15 protein-coding genes are annotated in these 15,110 nt (G+C 70.1%); 12 read left to right on the top strand and 3 right to left on the bottom strand.

Features of this window, described 5'->3' with window-relative positions; genetic code table 11:
* Positions 1 to 116: 116 nt before the first annotated feature.
* A complete protein-coding gene (locus tag ACIRR9_RS44820) occupies positions 117 to 887 on the bottom strand; it encodes a hypothetical protein (protein WP_403764814.1) in 771 nt (256 codons plus the stop codon).
* A gap of 194 nt (positions 888 to 1,081) precedes the next feature.
* On the opposite strand from ACIRR9_RS44820, the gene ACIRR9_RS44815 reads away from it, so the two are divergent.
* The 4 genes from ACIRR9_RS44815 (at position 1,082) to ilvD (ending at position 5,628) form a co-directional block, all read left to right on the top strand.
* Positions 1,082 to 2,014 (top strand): Ppx/GppA family phosphatase, encoded by a 933-nt coding sequence (locus ACIRR9_RS44815; protein ID WP_403764715.1) that lies wholly within the window; start codon positions 1,082 to 1,084, stop codon positions 2,012 to 2,014.
* Between the two features lie 183 nt (positions 2,015 to 2,197).
* Positions 2,198 to 3,028 carry a sugar phosphate isomerase/epimerase gene (locus tag ACIRR9_RS44810; protein WP_123975211.1) on the top strand — a complete coding sequence of 277 codons (831 nt, stop codon included), beginning with the start codon at positions 2,198 to 2,200 and terminating at the stop codon, positions 3,026 to 3,028.
* Entirely contained in the window at positions 3,025 to 3,642 is a 618-nt protein-coding gene (locus ACIRR9_RS44805) for a TetR family transcriptional regulator (protein WP_403764713.1), read from the top strand. The genes ACIRR9_RS44810 and ACIRR9_RS44805 overlap by 4 nt, the downstream gene beginning before the upstream one ends.
* Before the next feature lie 132 nt (positions 3,643 to 3,774).
* A complete protein-coding gene (ilvD, locus tag ACIRR9_RS44800; protein ID WP_403764711.1) occupies positions 3,775 to 5,628 on the top strand; it encodes a dihydroxy-acid dehydratase in 1,854 nt (617 codons plus the stop codon).
* Positions 5,629 to 5,693: 65 nt separating this feature from the next.
* Here the strand turns inward: ilvD and ACIRR9_RS44795 are convergent, their stop codons facing one another.
* On the bottom strand, positions 5,694 to 7,823 hold the full coding sequence (locus tag ACIRR9_RS44795) for a PQQ-binding-like beta-propeller repeat protein (RefSeq protein ID WP_403764709.1): 2,130 nt from the start codon (positions 7,821 to 7,823) through the stop codon (positions 5,694 to 5,696).
* A gap of 179 nt (positions 7,824 to 8,002) precedes the next feature.
* Here ACIRR9_RS44795 and ACIRR9_RS44790 point away from each other — a divergent pair, with 179 nt between their 5' ends.
* The 8 genes from ACIRR9_RS44790 (at position 8,003) to proC (ending at position 13,358) form a co-directional block, all read left to right on the top strand.
* Positions 8,003 to 8,323 carry an SH3 domain-containing protein gene (locus tag ACIRR9_RS44790; protein WP_403764707.1) on the top strand — a complete coding sequence of 107 codons (321 nt, stop codon included), beginning with the start codon at positions 8,003 to 8,005 and terminating at the stop codon, positions 8,321 to 8,323.
* A gap of 77 nt (positions 8,324 to 8,400) precedes the next feature.
* Positions 8,401 to 8,682 (top strand): SH3 domain-containing protein, encoded by a 282-nt coding sequence (locus tag ACIRR9_RS44785; protein ID WP_403764705.1) that lies wholly within the window; start codon positions 8,401 to 8,403, stop codon positions 8,680 to 8,682.
* 28 nt (positions 8,683 to 8,710) lie between these two features.
* Positions 8,711 to 9,049 (top strand): hypothetical protein, encoded by a 339-nt coding sequence (locus ACIRR9_RS44780; RefSeq protein WP_403764703.1) that lies wholly within the window; start codon positions 8,711 to 8,713, stop codon positions 9,047 to 9,049.
* Positions 9,050 to 9,104: 55 nt separating this feature from the next.
* On the top strand, positions 9,105 to 9,611 hold the full coding sequence (locus tag ACIRR9_RS44775; protein ID WP_403764701.1) for an EamA/RhaT family transporter: 507 nt from the start codon (positions 9,105 to 9,107) through the stop codon (positions 9,609 to 9,611).
* 187 nt (positions 9,612 to 9,798) lie between these two features.
* Positions 9,799 to 10,596, top strand: a complete 798-nt coding sequence (locus ACIRR9_RS44770; protein ID WP_403764699.1) for a class I SAM-dependent methyltransferase — start codon at positions 9,799 to 9,801, stop codon at positions 10,594 to 10,596.
* A gap of 291 nt (positions 10,597 to 10,887) precedes the next feature.
* Complete coding sequence (locus ACIRR9_RS44765; RefSeq protein WP_403764697.1) at positions 10,888 to 11,694, top strand: ABC transporter ATP-binding protein; 807 nt, start codon at positions 10,888 to 10,890, stop codon at positions 11,692 to 11,694.
* The gene (locus ACIRR9_RS44760) at positions 11,691 to 12,473 is read left to right on the top strand and encodes an ABC transporter permease (protein ID WP_403764695.1); all 783 of its coding nucleotides are present in this window, start codon (positions 11,691 to 11,693) and stop codon (positions 12,471 to 12,473) included. The genes ACIRR9_RS44765 and ACIRR9_RS44760 overlap by 4 nt, the downstream gene beginning before the upstream one ends.
* Positions 12,474 to 12,545: 72 nt before the next feature.
* Positions 12,546 to 13,358 (top strand): pyrroline-5-carboxylate reductase, encoded by an 813-nt coding sequence (gene proC / locus ACIRR9_RS44755; protein WP_365338524.1) that lies wholly within the window; start codon positions 12,546 to 12,548, stop codon positions 13,356 to 13,358.
* Between the two features lie 64 nt (positions 13,359 to 13,422).
* Here the strand turns inward: proC and trpS are convergent, their stop codons facing one another.
* The gene (gene trpS, locus ACIRR9_RS44750) at positions 13,423 to 14,469 is read right to left on the bottom strand and encodes a tryptophan--tRNA ligase (RefSeq protein WP_403764693.1); all 1,047 of its coding nucleotides are present in this window, start codon (positions 14,467 to 14,469) and stop codon (positions 13,423 to 13,425) included.
* Positions 14,470 to 15,110: the final 641 nt, after the last annotated feature.

The raw sequence follows: 15,110 nt of genomic DNA, 5'->3' as shown, positions 1-15,110 counted from the left end.
TCGACGGGTGCGGCGGCGTCGTGGCTGGTCGCGCAGTTCCTCCCCCAGCCTTCGGCCGGGGGTACCCCCAGCGCCCCTGACGGGGCGCTGTACGAGGCATCCGTCCGGAGGATCTGTCAGTCCGCAGGGTCCGCCGGGTGAGGGGCCAGCAAGGGGAGTTGTGATGCGAGGCGTTCCTCGCACAGCTCCACCAGGCGGTCGTAGCCTGCCTTGCCCATCAGTTCGGTCAGTTCCGGGCGGTACGAGACGTACACCGGGTCGCCCGCGCCGTGTGCCGATGTCGCCGACGTGCACCACCAGTGCAGGTCGTGGCCGCCCGGACCCCAGCCCCTGCGGTCGTACTCGCCGATCGAGACCTGCAGGACGCGCGTGTCGTCGGGGCGGTCGATCCAGTCGTACGTCCGGCGGATCGGGAGCTGCCAGCAGACGTCCGGCTTGGTCTCCAGCGGCTCGCGGCCCTCCTTCAGCGCCAGGATGTGCAGCGAGCAGCCCGCGCCGCCCGCGAAACCGGGGCGGTTCTGGAAGATGCAGGAGCCGTTGAAGGGGCGGGTCTGGCGGGAGCCCTCGTCGTCCTCCGAGATCCAGCCGTGCTCCGTGCCCTCGGCGTGGTGCTGCCAGATCTCCGGCGTGAGCCTCGCCACATGCTCGGCGACCCGCTTCTCGTCGTCCTCGTCGGAGAAGTGCGCGCCCAGCGAGCAGCAGCCGTCGTCCGCGCGGCCCGCCTGGATGCCCTGGCAGCCGCTGCCGAAGATGCAGTTCCAGCGGGAGGTCAGCCAGGTCAGATCGCAGCGGAACACCTGCTCGTCGTCCGCCGGATCAGGGAATTCCACCCATGCCCGCGCGAAGTCGAGGCCCTTCTCGTCCGCTGCCAGGGCCTTCTTCGACATCACGGGCGACTTCGACGGCGATGTCGCCGGCGTCTTCGGTGGCTTCACCGGCGAAGAACCGTCGGCAGATTTGGCGCCCTTGTGGTCCTTCGTCTTTTTCGTCTTTGGCACCCGTCCAGGGTATGACGCCCGAGGCGGCATCGGGGACGGCTCCGAGCACCGGTTATGTCCCAGGTGGCAGTAGCGTTCCGTACATGAGACTCGGTGTCCTCGACGTGGGATCTAACACGGTGCATCTGCTGGTGGTGGATGCACACCCCGGCGCGCGCCCGCTGCCGGCGCACTCGCACAAGGCGGAGTTGCGCCTTGCCGAACTGCTCGACGGCAACGGCGCGATCGGCCCCGACGGGGTCGAGAAACTGGTCGCCGTCGTCCAGGACGCCTTGCAGGCCGCCGAGGACAAGGGCGTCGAGGCTGTGCTGCCGTTCGCCACCTCCGCCGTGCGGGAGGCCAGCAACGCCGACGACGTCCTCGCGCGCGTGAAGGCCGAGACCGGTGTCGAGCTCCAGGTCCTCTCGGGCGCCGAGGAGGCCCGGCTGACCTTCCTCGCGGTACGCCGCTGGTTCGGCTGGTCCGCCGGAAAGCTGCTGGTCCTGGACATCGGCGGCGGTTCCCTGGAGATCGCGTACGGCATCGACGAGGAGCCGGACGCGGCCGTCTCGCTGCCGCTCGGCGCGGGCCGGCTCACCGCGGGCTGGCTGCCCGGCGACCCGCCGACCTCCGACGACATACGGGCGCTGCGCCGCCATGTACGCGCCGAGATCGCCCGTACGGTCGGCGAGTTCAGCCGCTTCGGCGCCCCCGACCACGTGGTGGCCACGTCGAAGACGTTCAAGCAGCTGGCCCGGATCGCCGGCGCGGCCCGCTCCGCCGACGGTCTCTACGTCCAGCGGGAGCTCAAGCGGGGCTCCCTGACGACCTGGGTCCCGAGGCTGGCGGCGATGTCCACGGCCCAGCGCTCCGCGCTCCCGGGAGTGTCGGACGGCCGGGCGGGCCAGCTGGTGGCGGGTGCGCTGGTGGCGGAGGCCGCGATGGACCTCTTCGAGGTGGAGAACCTGGAGGTCTGCCCGTGGGCCCTGCGGGAGGGCGTGATCCTGCGGCGACTCGATCACATGGGCTCGGCCTGAGGCATGCGGGTTGGGCCTGAGGCACGCGGGATGGGCCTGAGGCACGGGGGTCCGGTCCGAGCCGCATGGGTTCGGTCCGAGCCGTATGGGTCCGGTCCGAGCGCCTCCTCCCGACGCGACCCTGGTCACAACGGCGAGTAGGCGCCCCCTGCCCACCCGGTCCCACCCCGTAACCTGTCCCTCGTGGCAGAACCAAGGGACGTCGTCCGCATCCCGGATGCGAAGGTCGCGCTCTCCACGGCCTCCGTGTACCCGGAGTCGACGGCGACGGCCTTCGAGATCGCCGCGCGCCTCGGCTACGACGGGGTCGAGGTCATGGTGTGGACCGACCCGGTCAGCCAGGACATCGAGGCCCTGCGCAGACTGAGCGACTACCACCGCGTCCCGATCCTCGCCGTCCACGCCCCCTGTCTGCTGATCACCCAGCGGGTCTGGTCCACCGACCCCTGGGTCAAGCTCCAGCGGGCCCGGGCCGCCGCCGAGAAGCTGGGCGCGAGCACGGTCGTGGTGCACCCCCCGTTCCGCTGGCAGCGCCAGTACGCCCGCGACTTCGTCGAGGGGATCTGGCGCATGGCGAACGAGACGGACGTGCGGTTCGCGGTGGAGAACATGTACCCCTGGCGCTACCGCGACCGCGAGATGCTCGCGTACGCCCCCGACTGGGACGTCACCAAGGACGACTACCGGCACTTCACGATCGACCTCAGCCACGCCGCGACGTCCCGCACCGACGCCCTCGCCATGGTCGACCGGATGGGCGACCGGCTCGGCCACGTCCACCTCGCCGACGGCCGCGGCTCCGCCAAGGACGAGCACCTGGTGCCCGGCCGCGGCACCCAGCCCTGCGCCGAGCTCCTGGAGCGGCTCGCGCTCACCGGTTTCGACGGGCATGTCGTCATCGAGGTCAACACCCGGCGCGCGATGTCCGGCGCGGAGCGCGAGGCCGACCTCGCGGAGGCCCTCGCCTTCACCCGCCTCCACCTGGCCTCGGCCGTGCGGGTGCCCCGCCGATGACGGACGCCGACCACAGCACCGGCACCCGGCGCCGCGGCCGCCCCCCGCGTACCGAGGCGGCCGACACCCGGGACCGTATCCTCGACGCCGCCCGCGAGGAGTTCTCCGAACGCGGGTACGAGAAGACGTCGGTGCGCGGGATCGCCAAGGCCGCCGGTGTGGACTCGGCCTTGGTCCACCACTACTTCGGCACCAAGGAACAGATCTTCGAGACCGCCATCTCGGTCGCCTTCGCGCCCGCGCTCAACGCGCCCATCGCGATCGCCGAGGGCCCGCTGGACGGCGTGGGCGAGCGCCTGACCCGATTCGTCCTCGGTATCTGGGAGAACACCACCACCCGCAAGCCGTTGATGGCGATCGTCCGCTCCGCCGTCAACAACGACACGGCCGCCGCCGTCTTCCGCCGGCTGATCGCCTCCCAGCTGCTGCGCCGTATCGCCGAACAGCTGGACCTCCCGGACGCGGAGCTGCGCGCCGAGCTGGCGGCCGCGCAGCTGGTGGGCTGCGCGATGCTCCGCTATGTGATCAAGGTGGAGCCGTTGGCGTCGGCGGATCTGGAGCAGATCGTGCGGCGGGTCGCCCCGGTGGTGCAGGGGCATCTGACCGGGCCGTGACCAGCGCCGCTGAGACAGTTCGCCGAGATGTCCGCTGAGATATCCGTCCCGCATTCCGGACGCCTCGTCCCGAGGCCTGAACAACGGGCGTACGCTCGTTAGCAGCCCTACTTGTCTGAAGGAGCGAGCGCGATGCCCGAGCTGAGGTCCCGCACAGTCACCCACGGCCGCAACATGGCGGGCGCCCGCGCCCTTATGCGCGCCTCCGGTGTACCCGGCGCGGACATCGGCCGCAAGCCGATCATCGCGGTCGCCAACAGCTTCACCGAGTTCGTCCCGGGTCACACCCACCTGCAGCCGGTCGGCCGGATCGTCTCCGAGGCGATCAAGGAGGCGGGCGGTATCCCGCGCGAGTTCAACACGATCGCCGTCGACGACGGCATCGCGATGGGCCACGGCGGCATGCTGTACTCCCTGCCCTCCCGCGACCTGATCGCGGACAGCGTGGAGTACATGGTCGAGGCGCACTGCGCCGACGCCCTGGTCTGCATCTCCAACTGCGACAAGATCACCCCGGGCATGCTGATGGCCGCCCTGCGCCTGAACATCCCCACGGTCTTCGTCTCCGGCGGCCCCATGGAGGCCGGCCGCGCGACCCTGGTCGACGGCACGGTCCGCACGCTCGACCTGGTGGACGCGATCTCCGACGCGGTGAACGACAAGATCTCGGACGAGGACATCCTCCGTATCGAGGAGAACGCCTGTCCGACCTGCGGCTCCTGTTCCGGCATGTTCACCGCCAACTCGATGAACTGCCTGACCGAGGCCATCGGCCTCTCGCTCCCCGGCAACGGCTCGGTCCTGGCCACCCACACGGCCCGTAAGCAGCTGTACGTCGACGCGGCCACCACGGTCATGGACATCACCCGCCGCTACTACGAGCAGGACGACGACACGGTCCTGCCCCTCAACATCGCCACCTTCGCCGCGTTCGAGAACGCCATGGCCCTCGACATCGCGATGGGCGGCTCCACGAACACGATCCTGCACCTGCTGGCCGCCGCCCAGGAGGCGGGCGTCCCCTTCGGCCTGGAGCAGATCAACGCGGTGTCCCGCCGCGTGCCCTGCCTGGCGAAGGTCGCCCCGAACGTCGCGAAGACCCGCACGTACTACATGGAGGACGTGCACCGGGCCGGCGGCATCCCCGCGCTCCTCGGCGAGCTGCACCGCGGCGGTCTTCTCAACGAGGACGTCCACTCCGTCCACAGCCCGTCCCTGGCGGACTGGCTGAAGACGTGGGACGTGCGCGGCGGCTCCCCGTCCGCCGAGGCCGTGGAACTCTGGCACGCGGCCCCCGGCTGCGTCCGCTCCGCCGAGGCCTTCTCCCAGTCCGAGCGCTGGGAGGCGCTGGACGAGGACGCGGCGGAAGGCTGCATCCGCAGCGTCGAGCACGCGTACTCCAAGGACGGCGGCCTCGCGGTCCTCAAGGGCAACCTCGCCGTCGACGGCTGCGTGGTGAAGACGGCCGGCGTCGATGAGTCGATCTGGACCTTCGAGGGCCCCGCGGTCGTCTGCGAGTCGCAGGAGGAAGCGGTCGAGAAGATCCTCAACAAGCAGGTCACGGACGGCGATGTCGTCGTGATCCGCTACGAGGGTCCCAAGGGCGGCCCCGGCATGCAGGAGATGCTCTACCCGACGTCCTTCCTCAAGGGCCGCGGCCTCGGCAAGACCTGCGCGCTGATCACCGACGGCCGTTTCTCCGGCGGCACGTCCGGTCTCTCCATCGGCCACGCCTCCCCCGAGGCGGCCTCCGGCGGCACGATCGCCCTGGTCGAGGACGGCGACCGCATCCGCATCGACATCCCGAACCGCACGATCGAGCTCCTCGTCGACGAGGCCGAACTGTCCCGCCGCGAGCAGGCTCTGAACGGCGTGTACGCCCCGAAGAACCGCGAGCGCAAGGTCTCGGCGGCGCTGCGTGCCTACGCCGCGATGGCCACCAGCGCCGACAAGGGCGCGGTCCGCGACGTGACAAAGCTGGGCTGAACCGCGACACCCGCCCAGGGGGCCGCCTCCCTTAGGGGGCGGCCCCTTCGTCTGCCCTTACGACGTCACCAGGCGCCGGGGTCGTCCGCGTCCACGGCGAAGACGGTGCCGTCGGGGGCGGTGGCGTAGATGTGGGTGCCGATGATCAGGGGAGCGGGCACTGAGGAGGCGACTCCGCCCGTGCCCGATCCGAACCGGGACGAGGTCTGTCCTGCTGCCTTTCCTCGGGTCGCGTCAACGGCCATGAGCCGTCCGTCGGCCGCCGAGAAGTACACATGCCGGTTGTCGGCGACGGGTGCCGAGCCTCGACTCACCGAAGTCTCCAGATGCCAGATGCGCTTGCCCGCGTCCATGTCGACGGCATCCAGCGAGCCGGTGGCTGCCAGTACATAGACCACCCCGCCGTGTACGCCGGCCTGCGCGTCCGCACGCGGTACGGGGAGCTTGACCCGGCGAGTCGCCCCGTTCTCCGTCGTGTAGCGGACCACGGCATCTGTGTCGCCGTACTCCGGATCCGTGACCAGCAGGAAGACCGCCCCGTCCTGCGTGCCGACCGGTGTCAGCAGACCCTGCAACCTCGTTTCCCATCGAACGTCCCCGGTGGCCGGATTCACGGCGGTGATCCGGGTGCCGGCCCCGTTGTCGGACGTACTGGTCACATACGCCGATGACGGGTCCGAGGGGAAGAAGCTGATCCGGGGTGTGCTGCGCCCCCCTGTCGGCCGACTCCACTTGATGGTGCCGGTCGCACTGTCCACTCCGGTGACCGTGCCGTCCGCGCGTGCGAGCAGGAGCGTGTCGCCGGCGTACTTCATCCCCACGTTCGCGGGCAGGTTCCGCTGCCATCGGCTCCTGCCCGAGTCCGGATCGAGCGCTGACACATGCCCCTCGTCCGTGACGAGCTGGACGAGGCCGCCGGAGAATGCCGGGGGTCTGCTCCAGTGGGTGTTCGCGACGGAGTGCCGCCAGAGCACGGCACCCGTCACCGGATTCAGGGCGAAGGCCGCGGATGCCTCGGTGCAGAACAACTTCCCGTCGCCGTCCGCGCATTGGGGAGTGGTCACGTCCTTGGCGATCGGGTTCGCCTGCCAGGCGGCGAAGGCAGCGGCCGTTGTCTTCGGGCTGCTCTCCTGCGCCCGCGGGCTGTCCCCCGCGGCCCACAGGGCCAGAGCCGCGACCGTGCCCAACCCGAGCACGACGGCGCCCGTCGCCAGGAGGACCCGTCGGCTGAGGCGTGGCCTGCGCGGTTGCCCCGGCTTCTGCTCCTTCGCCTTCGGTGGATCCGGATCCGGCGTTTCACGGGCGTCACCGGTTTCGTCGGTGACCGTCGTCCGCTGTGCCGGTATGAACGCCTGTGTGTCGTACGACGCCGACAACGACCGCAGCCCACGCATCAGTTCTTCAGGCGTCGGCCGGTCCTCCGGCTCCTTGGCGAGGCACCGCAGCACCAGCGGAGCGAGTTCCTCCGGCACCCCCGTGATGTCCGGCTCGTCATGCACGACCTGATACGCGACGACATAAGGGCTGTCGGAGTCGAACGGCCCCCGTCCCGTCGCTGCGTGCACCAGCACCGACCCCAGCGCGAAGATGTCGGCGGCAGGCCCGACCTCCCGTGGCCGGCGGAACTGCTCGGGCGCCATGAACGGCGGTGTACCGATCAACTTCCCGGTCTCGGTCCGCAGTTCACTGTCCTTCGGCCGGGAAATGCCGAAGTCGATGACCTTCGGACCGTCCTCGGCGAGCAGCACATTGCTCGGCTTGAGGTCCCGGTGCACCACCCCGACCCTGTGAATATCGCCCAGTGCCTCCGCGAGCCCGGCCATCAGCCGGCGCAACTGAGCAGGAGGCATGGGCCCGTTCCGCTTCACGTGCTCGGACAGCGTCGGTCCGGGGATGAAGAGGGTGGCCATCCAAGGCCGTTCGGCCTCGGGATCGGCGTCCACGACAGGGGCGGTGAAGGCGCCGCTGACCTTGCGCGCGGCGGCCACCTCCTGCCGGAAACGCCCCCTGAACTCACGGTCCTTGGCGAACTCGGCGTGCACGACCTTCACGGCGAGCTTCAACCCCGAGGTGCTGCGGGCCAGGTGCACCACACCCATGCCACCCGAACCCAGGCAGGACTCCAGGCGGTAGTGCCCGGCGTACTCGGGAAGTTCCGCTTCCGCGCCCGCTCCGGTGTTGCGCTGTGGCGTCATGGGCTCACCTCCGTGCTTGTTCCGCGGAGCGCGACGCACGGAGCCTAGTCGATGACTCGTGCGATACAGAGGCGGCTTGCTAGCGTCCGCGTGCGAGTTGCGCACATGTGTTTCGTGACTCGATCGCAGGGAATCAACGGGACTCCATGGCACTCATGGGTCCAGTGGGGGAGCACTACATGTCCGTCGAAAACACACAGAGGACCGAGGGCAGCGGCGAGGAGGAGGCCGTCACGACGCTGGCGGCATCCGTGCGCTACTACTCGACAGCCCCGGGCGTCCGCCTGAACGTCCGCAGCGGCCCCGGCACCGGTTACGACATCACCCGCGTCCTCCCCGAGGGCGCCAAGGTCCCGATCTACTGCCAGACGCCGGGTACGACGGTGTCCGGGTATTACGGCACGTCGAACATCTGGGACAACATCAGCAACGGCGAGTTCGTGTCAGACGCCTACGTCAACACCAGCAGCGACGGCTACGTGGCCGACCGCTGCGCCTGACCCGATCCAGGGGGACTCAGATGACACCCGTAAGACGCGCTTCCGTCCTTCTCGCCGGCTCCGCTGGAGCCTTCCTCATGATCCTGGGGTCGGCCTCGGTCGCCTCCGCCGTATCGCTGTACTCGACAGCCCCGGGCGTCCGCCTGAACGTCCGCAGCGGCCCCGGCACCACCTACAGCATCACTCGGACCCTTCCCGAGGGCACCAAGGTCCCGATCTTCTGCCAGACGCCGGGTTCGACGGTGTCCGGGTATTACGGCACGTCGAACATCTGGGACAACATCGACAACGGCGAGTTCGTCTCGGACACCTACGTCAACACCGGCAGCGACGGCTACGTGGCCGATCGCTGCGCCTGACCGCACTCCTGAAAGGACGGCCACAACCATGACCTCGCCGAGGCGCCGGGCGCTGATGCTCGCCGGCACAGCCGCCACGTCCGCCATGATGGTGCTGGGCTGGGCCGCGACGGCGACTGCCGCGAGCTCTTACACCACCGCCCCGGTCGAGCTGAACGTCCGGAGCGGTCCGGGCACCTCCTACAGCATCGTCCGCGTCCTGTCCGCGAGCTCCGTGGTGGAGCTCTTCTGCCAGACGCCGGGTACGACGGTGTCCGGGTATTACGGCACCTCGAACATCTGGGACAACATCGGCGGCAGCGCGTACGTCTCGGACACCTACGTCCACACGGGCAGCGACGGCTACGTCACCGCCCGCTGTTCCTGACCGGTCACACCGGCCCCGCCCCGGAGCCCGCGGCCCCCGGCGCCATAATCGTCCCGTGAGCGACGAACCAGGCACCCCGGACACCCCCGCGGGCTCCGCCGGCGGCCCCCGCCCCGAGCCCCTCCGCTTCTTCGGCACGTCCTGGGTGAACCACGACGACGGCTACACCGCCCGCCGGATCGGCGTGGCCGTGGGCTCGCTCGCCGCCGCCGTCGGCTCCTGCCTGGTCCTCCGCCTCGCCTACGAGGGCGTGCAGCTCGCCGAGACCGGCTCCTTCGTGACCGTCCTCGTCGTCGCGATGTTCGCCATCTGCAGCGCCCTCGCCTTCCGCAACACCTGGGAGTCCTTCGGCAAGCGCCCCGACCCCGAACGCCAGGCCTCCCTGCGCGGCCTCCTCGCCATCGGCTTCGTCGGCTCCCTCCTCGCCTATTTCTTCCGCTCCCTGACGGAGGCTCCCGGCGAGAAACTCCACCGCACCGAGTACGACACCGCGGTCCAGGAACACGAACACCGCACCACGCGCCGCTCGGGCAACCCGGCGAAGAAGAAGCGAAAGAGCTGAGACCACCCGCCGGGGCGGCCGGACCGGCCTGACTGCCGGGAGACGCCGTGTCCTCGGCCGCTTCGGCGACGCGGCGTAGCGGATGCGCCGTCGGTCAGGTCGCCCGGCCTGGTGGTGGCCGGATGAATGCTCTGGGCCCGTGGAAATCCTCTGTCGCCCCCCGCTCCACCCCCGGGACGATGGCCTCATGACCACAAGCCAGTCGCACCCCCCGAACCCCGCCCCCTCCCACGCCGCCCGCGCCCGGTCCTTCAACGCCGCCGCGGCCCAGTACGCCGCGAACCGCCCCTCCTACCCGTCCGCCCTTCTCGACGCGGTCGAGGAGGAGGCCGGCCGCCCCCTCGCCGGCGCCCGGGTGGTCGACGTCGGCGCGGGTACGGGCATCGCGACCGCCCTCCTGCACGCGCGCGGTGCCGACGTGGTCGCGATGGAGCCGGGGGAGGGCATGGCGGCGCAGTTCCACACCACGCTCCCCGACGTCCCCGTCGTCCGCGGCAACGGCAACGCCCTCCCCCTCGCCGACGGAACCGCCGACTTCATCACCTACGCCCAGGCCTGGCACTGGACCGACACCGCCCACTCCGTGCCGGAGGCCCTGCGCGTGCTGCGTCCCGGCGGCGCGCTGGCGCTGTGGTGGAACACCAGCGCCCTCGACATCGAGTGGATCGCCGACGCCTCCGCCCGTATCAGCCGCTTCTTCGGTATCGACGTCGCGACCGAGCAGAGCAAGGGAACCGATCGCACGGACCTCGCCGACCCCAGCGGCCGGCTCCGCTTCGGCCGCCGCGAGGTCCGCTGGAGCCGTCGGGTCCCCCTCGACACCCACCTCGCCAACATCTCCAGCCACTCGGCGTTCCTCGTCACCCCCGAGGACCGCCGCACCGCCTTCCTCGCGGAGGAACGCGGCCACCTCCTGAAGGTCTTTCCGGACGGAGTCGTCGAGGAGACCTACGACGTGCTCCTTCTGGTAGCCCTCAACTCCTGAGGAACCGATACCGGCCCGCTCCAGAGTTCCGGCTGCGGGCCGGTGGGGGGTGATCGCGCAGTTCCTACCCCATCGGCCGGGGGTACCCCCAGCGCCCCTCAGGGTTCGCAGCCGCGCGCACCCTGTAAGCCCCCCGACCGTGGGCAGCCGTGCCTCAGCGGCAGCATCCTGCCGACGCCGGTAGGCAAGACCCCGTCGCGGGCAGTCGCGCCTCGGTGGCGCCCTTCTCTCCACGTCCCCCGACAACACCGGCTCTTGACGGCTATCACCCTCCGGCCCATTATTCATCACATGATGAATTACTCGCCGGAGCCGCCCGCGGCCCCCGGCAACTCAGCCCTGCCGCCCGCCGTCCGGGCCGCCGGACTCACCGCGATCCGCGGCCCCCGCACCGTCCTCCGCGGCCTCGACTTCACCGTCCCCCGCGGTCAGATCACCGGCCTGCTCGGCCCCTCCGGATGCGGCAAGTCGACGCTGATGCGGTCGATCGCCGGCACCCAGGCCAAGGTCTCCGGCACCCTGGACGTCCTCGGCCGCCCCGCCGGCCACCCCTCCCTCCGCACCCGCATCGGCTACGTCACCCAAGCCCCCTCCGTCTACGACGACCTGACCATCCGCCAGAACCTCGACTACTTCGGCTCGATCCTCGACCCCAACCGCCCCACCCCCGACCGCCGCGCCGACGTCGAACGCGTCCTCGGCGAAGTCGACCTCACCAGCCACGCCGACGCCCTCGCCGGCAACCTCTCCGGCGGACAGCGCAGCCGCGTCTCCCTCGCCGTCGCCCTGCTCGGCACCCCCGAGCTCCTCGTCCTCGACGAACCCACCGTCGGCCTCGACCCCGTCCTGCGCCGCGACCTCTGGCACCTCTTCCACGCCATCGCCGCCCGCGGTGCCACCCTTCTCATCTCCTCCCACGTCATGGACGAGGCCGAGCGCTGCCACCGCCTCCTCCTCATGCGCGACGGCGAGATCCTCGCCGACGACACCCCCGAGGCCCTCCGCACCCGCACCGGCTCCGACACGGTCGAAGCCGCCTTCCTCCACCTCGTCGACGAAGCGGCCGCCAACGCCCGCACTAAGGAAACGGCACGATGACCACTCAGCCGGCGACCGCCACGGCCACTCCCGTCCGCGCCCTCAGCCTCTCCCGCACCACCGCCACCGCCGCCCGCGTGCTGCGCCAACTCCGCCACGACCCCCGCACGATCGCGCTGCTGCTCCTCATCCCCTGCCTCATGCTGGTCCTGCTCCGCTACGTCTTCGACGGCAGCCCGCACACCTTCGACAACATCGGCGCCTCGCTCCTCGGGATCTTCCCGCTCATCACGATGTTCCTGGTGACCTCCATCGCCACCCTCCGGGAACGCACCTCCGGCACCCTCGAACGCCTCCTCGCCATGCCCCTCGGCAAGGCCGACCTCATCGCCGGCTACGCCCTCGCCTTCGGCACCCTCGCGATCATCCAGTCGGCCCTCGCCACCGGCCTCGCCGTCTGGTTCCTCGGCCTCGACGTCACCGGCTCCCCCTGGCTGCTGCTCCTGGTCGCCCTGCTCGACGCCCTGCTCGGCACGGCCCTCGGTCTCTTCGTCTCGGCCTTCGCGGCCTCGGAATTCCAGGCGGTCCAGTTCATGCCCGCGGTGATCTTCCCCCAACTCCTCCTCTGCGGCCTGTTCACACCCCGCTCCGAGATGCACCCCGTCCTGGAAGCCATCTCCGACGTCCTGCCCATGTCCTACGCCGTCGACGGCATGAACGAGGTCCTCCACCACACCGACATGACCGCGACCTTCGTCAGGGACATCGCGATCGTCGCCGGCTGCGCACTGCTCGTACTGGCCCTCGGCGCGGCAACCCTGCGGCGACGCACGGCATGACCCGGGCGGGGCCGCGTTCCGGCCGGCGGACAACCACCCCGCCCCCCTCACCCCGGTGCCAGACTGAACCGCATGAGTCAGAAAGTCGCAGTCCTCGGCACCGGCAAGATCGGCGAAGCCCTGCTCAGCGGAATGATCCGCGCCGGCTGGGCCCCCGCCGACCTCCTGGTCACCGCCCGCCGCCCCGAACGCGCCGAAGAACTCCGCACCCGCCACGGAGTCACCCCGGTCACCAACGCCGAGGCAGCGAAGACCGCCGACACCCTGATCCTCACGGTCAAGCCGCAGGACATGGGCACCCTCCTCGACGAACTCGCCCCGTACGTCCCCGCCGACCGCCTCATCATCAGCGGCGCCGCGGGCATCCCCACCTCCTTCTTCGAGGAGCGCCTCGCCGCGGGCACCCCGGTCGTCCGTGTCATGACCAACACCCCCGCCCTCGTCGACGAGGCGATGTCGGTCATCTCCGCCGGCAGCCACGCCACCGCCGCCCACCTCGCCCACGCCGAGGAGATCTTCGGTGCCGTCGGCAAGACCCTCCGGGTCCCCGAGTCCCAGCAGGACGCCTGTACCGCCCTCTCCGGCTCGGGCCCGGCGTACTTCTTCTACCTGGTCGAGGCCATGACCGACGCCGGCATCCTGCTCGGCCTGCCCCGCGACAAGGCCCACGATCTGATCGTCCAGTCCGCGATCGGCGCCGCCGTGATGCTCCGCGACAGCGGCGAGCACCCCGTCAAGCTCCGCGAGAACGTCACCTCGCCCGCCGGCACCACCATCAACGCCATCCGTGAACTGGAGAACCACGGCGTACGGGCCGCCCTCATCGCTGCTCTCGAAGCCGCCCGCGACCGCAGCCGCGAACTCGCCTCGGGCAAGAAGGACTGACGCTCACCCCAAGGGGGCGGTGGCTGAGCCGTCGCACCGCCACCGGCCCCCACGCCTACCCCGCCTACCGCGCCGCGTTCAACGCGGGCTCGGCCGTCACCGACTCCGCGAAGGCGCCCGGCGGCAACAAGCCGATCGCCCTGTAAGCGGTATCGACAATCGGCCGGGCGATCGCCCGAGCCTTCTCCGCTCCATGCCGCAGCACCCCCTCCACATATCCCGGATCGGCACACAACTCCTTGTGCCTGGCCTGCACGGGCCCGAGCACCTCCACCACCGCCTCCGCGGTGGCCTTCTTCAGAGCGCCGTACGAATCGTGAACGGTTGCCAGTGACTCAGGGTTCCCGCCCGTGCACGCAGCGAGAATCTCCAGCAGATTCGCGACCCCGGGCCGCTCCTCCCGGTCGTACACGACCTCGCGCCCGCTGTCGGTCACAGCCCGCATGACCTTCTTCCGGATCACGTCCGGCTCGTCCAGCAGATAGACGATCCCCGGTCCCGAGTCGTCGCTCTTCCCCATCTTCGACGTCGGATCCTGCAGGTTCATCACCCGGGCCGCCACCTTCGGCACGGTCGCCTTCGGCACCACGAACGTGTGCCCGTACCGCTGGTTGAACCGCACCGCCAGATCCCGCGTCAGCTCCACGTGCTGCGCCTGATCGTCCCCGACCGGCACCTCGTCCGCCCCGTAAGCCAGGATGTCCGCCGCCATCAGCGCCGGGTACGTCAGCAAGGACAGTCGCACACCCCGCCCCCGCGCCCCCTCGCTCGCGACCTTCTCCTTGTACTGGATCATGCGCCGCATCTCCCCGTCGGTCGCCACGCACTCCATGACGTACGACAACCGGGTGTGCTCGTCGACATGACTCTGTACGAACACGGTGCACAGCTCGGGATCCAGCCCCGCGGCCAGCAGCAGCGTCGCCGCCTGCCGGGTCAGCCGGCGCAATCGGGCGGGATCGTGGTCCACGGTCATCCCGTGCAGATCGACGATGCAGAACAGCGCCTCGGCCTGGTGCTGGTCCACCGCGGCCCACTGCCGCATGGCGCCCAGATAGTTCCCCAGCGTCAGGTGCCCGGTCGGCTTGATCCCACTGAAGACCCGTGTCATTCCCTCTCCACCTCCTGGTCGGGGCCGCCGTCCCGAGCGGCCGGCCCTCAGGGGTGCTGGAGGGAGATACGCGAACGGCCGCCGAGGTGGCGGCCGTTGAACGCATACGTGAGCGCGGCCGCCGTCAGGCGGCCCACCACTGCTGGGTGCACGTACGCGTAGTCATGCCGTTCACCATACGCCGGTGGGGTGCCGTGCCACCGCGAGTTGACACACCCCAACCCGATACGTAAAGTTCTCCGAGTTGTCCGACGTGAGCGCCGACTCCGGTCGGTCCCCGGACAGCCATTCCGCAAGTACCTACCAGCCATCGGCGATCCGTCGCCGTGCGCTTCGGTGTGCGTATTTGCGAAATGAGGAATCCACGTTCGAAAGGACGCGGCCCCCGATTAGCTCGGAGGCCGGGAATCCGCTAAAGTCTCACTCGTCGGAACGGCCCAACAGCCGGGATGACAACCCCCTCTGACTGGGAATCGGACGCCGAAAGGATCTGATAGAGTCGGAACCGCCGGAAAGGGAAACGCGAAAGCGAGAACCTGGAAAGCGCCGAGGAAATCGGATCGGAAAAAGATCTGATAGAGTCGGAAACACCGAAGGGAAGCCCGGAGGAAAGCCCGAGAGGGTGAGTACAAAGGAAGCGA

Origin of the sequence: Streptomyces sp. NPDC101234 (assembly GCF_044767525.1) — a bacterium.
GTDB lineage: Bacteria > Actinomycetota > Actinomycetes > Streptomycetales > Streptomycetaceae > Streptomyces > Streptomyces sasae.
Note: the sequence above shows the minus strand (reverse complement) of the source record. Positions and strands in the feature narration are given on the sequence as shown.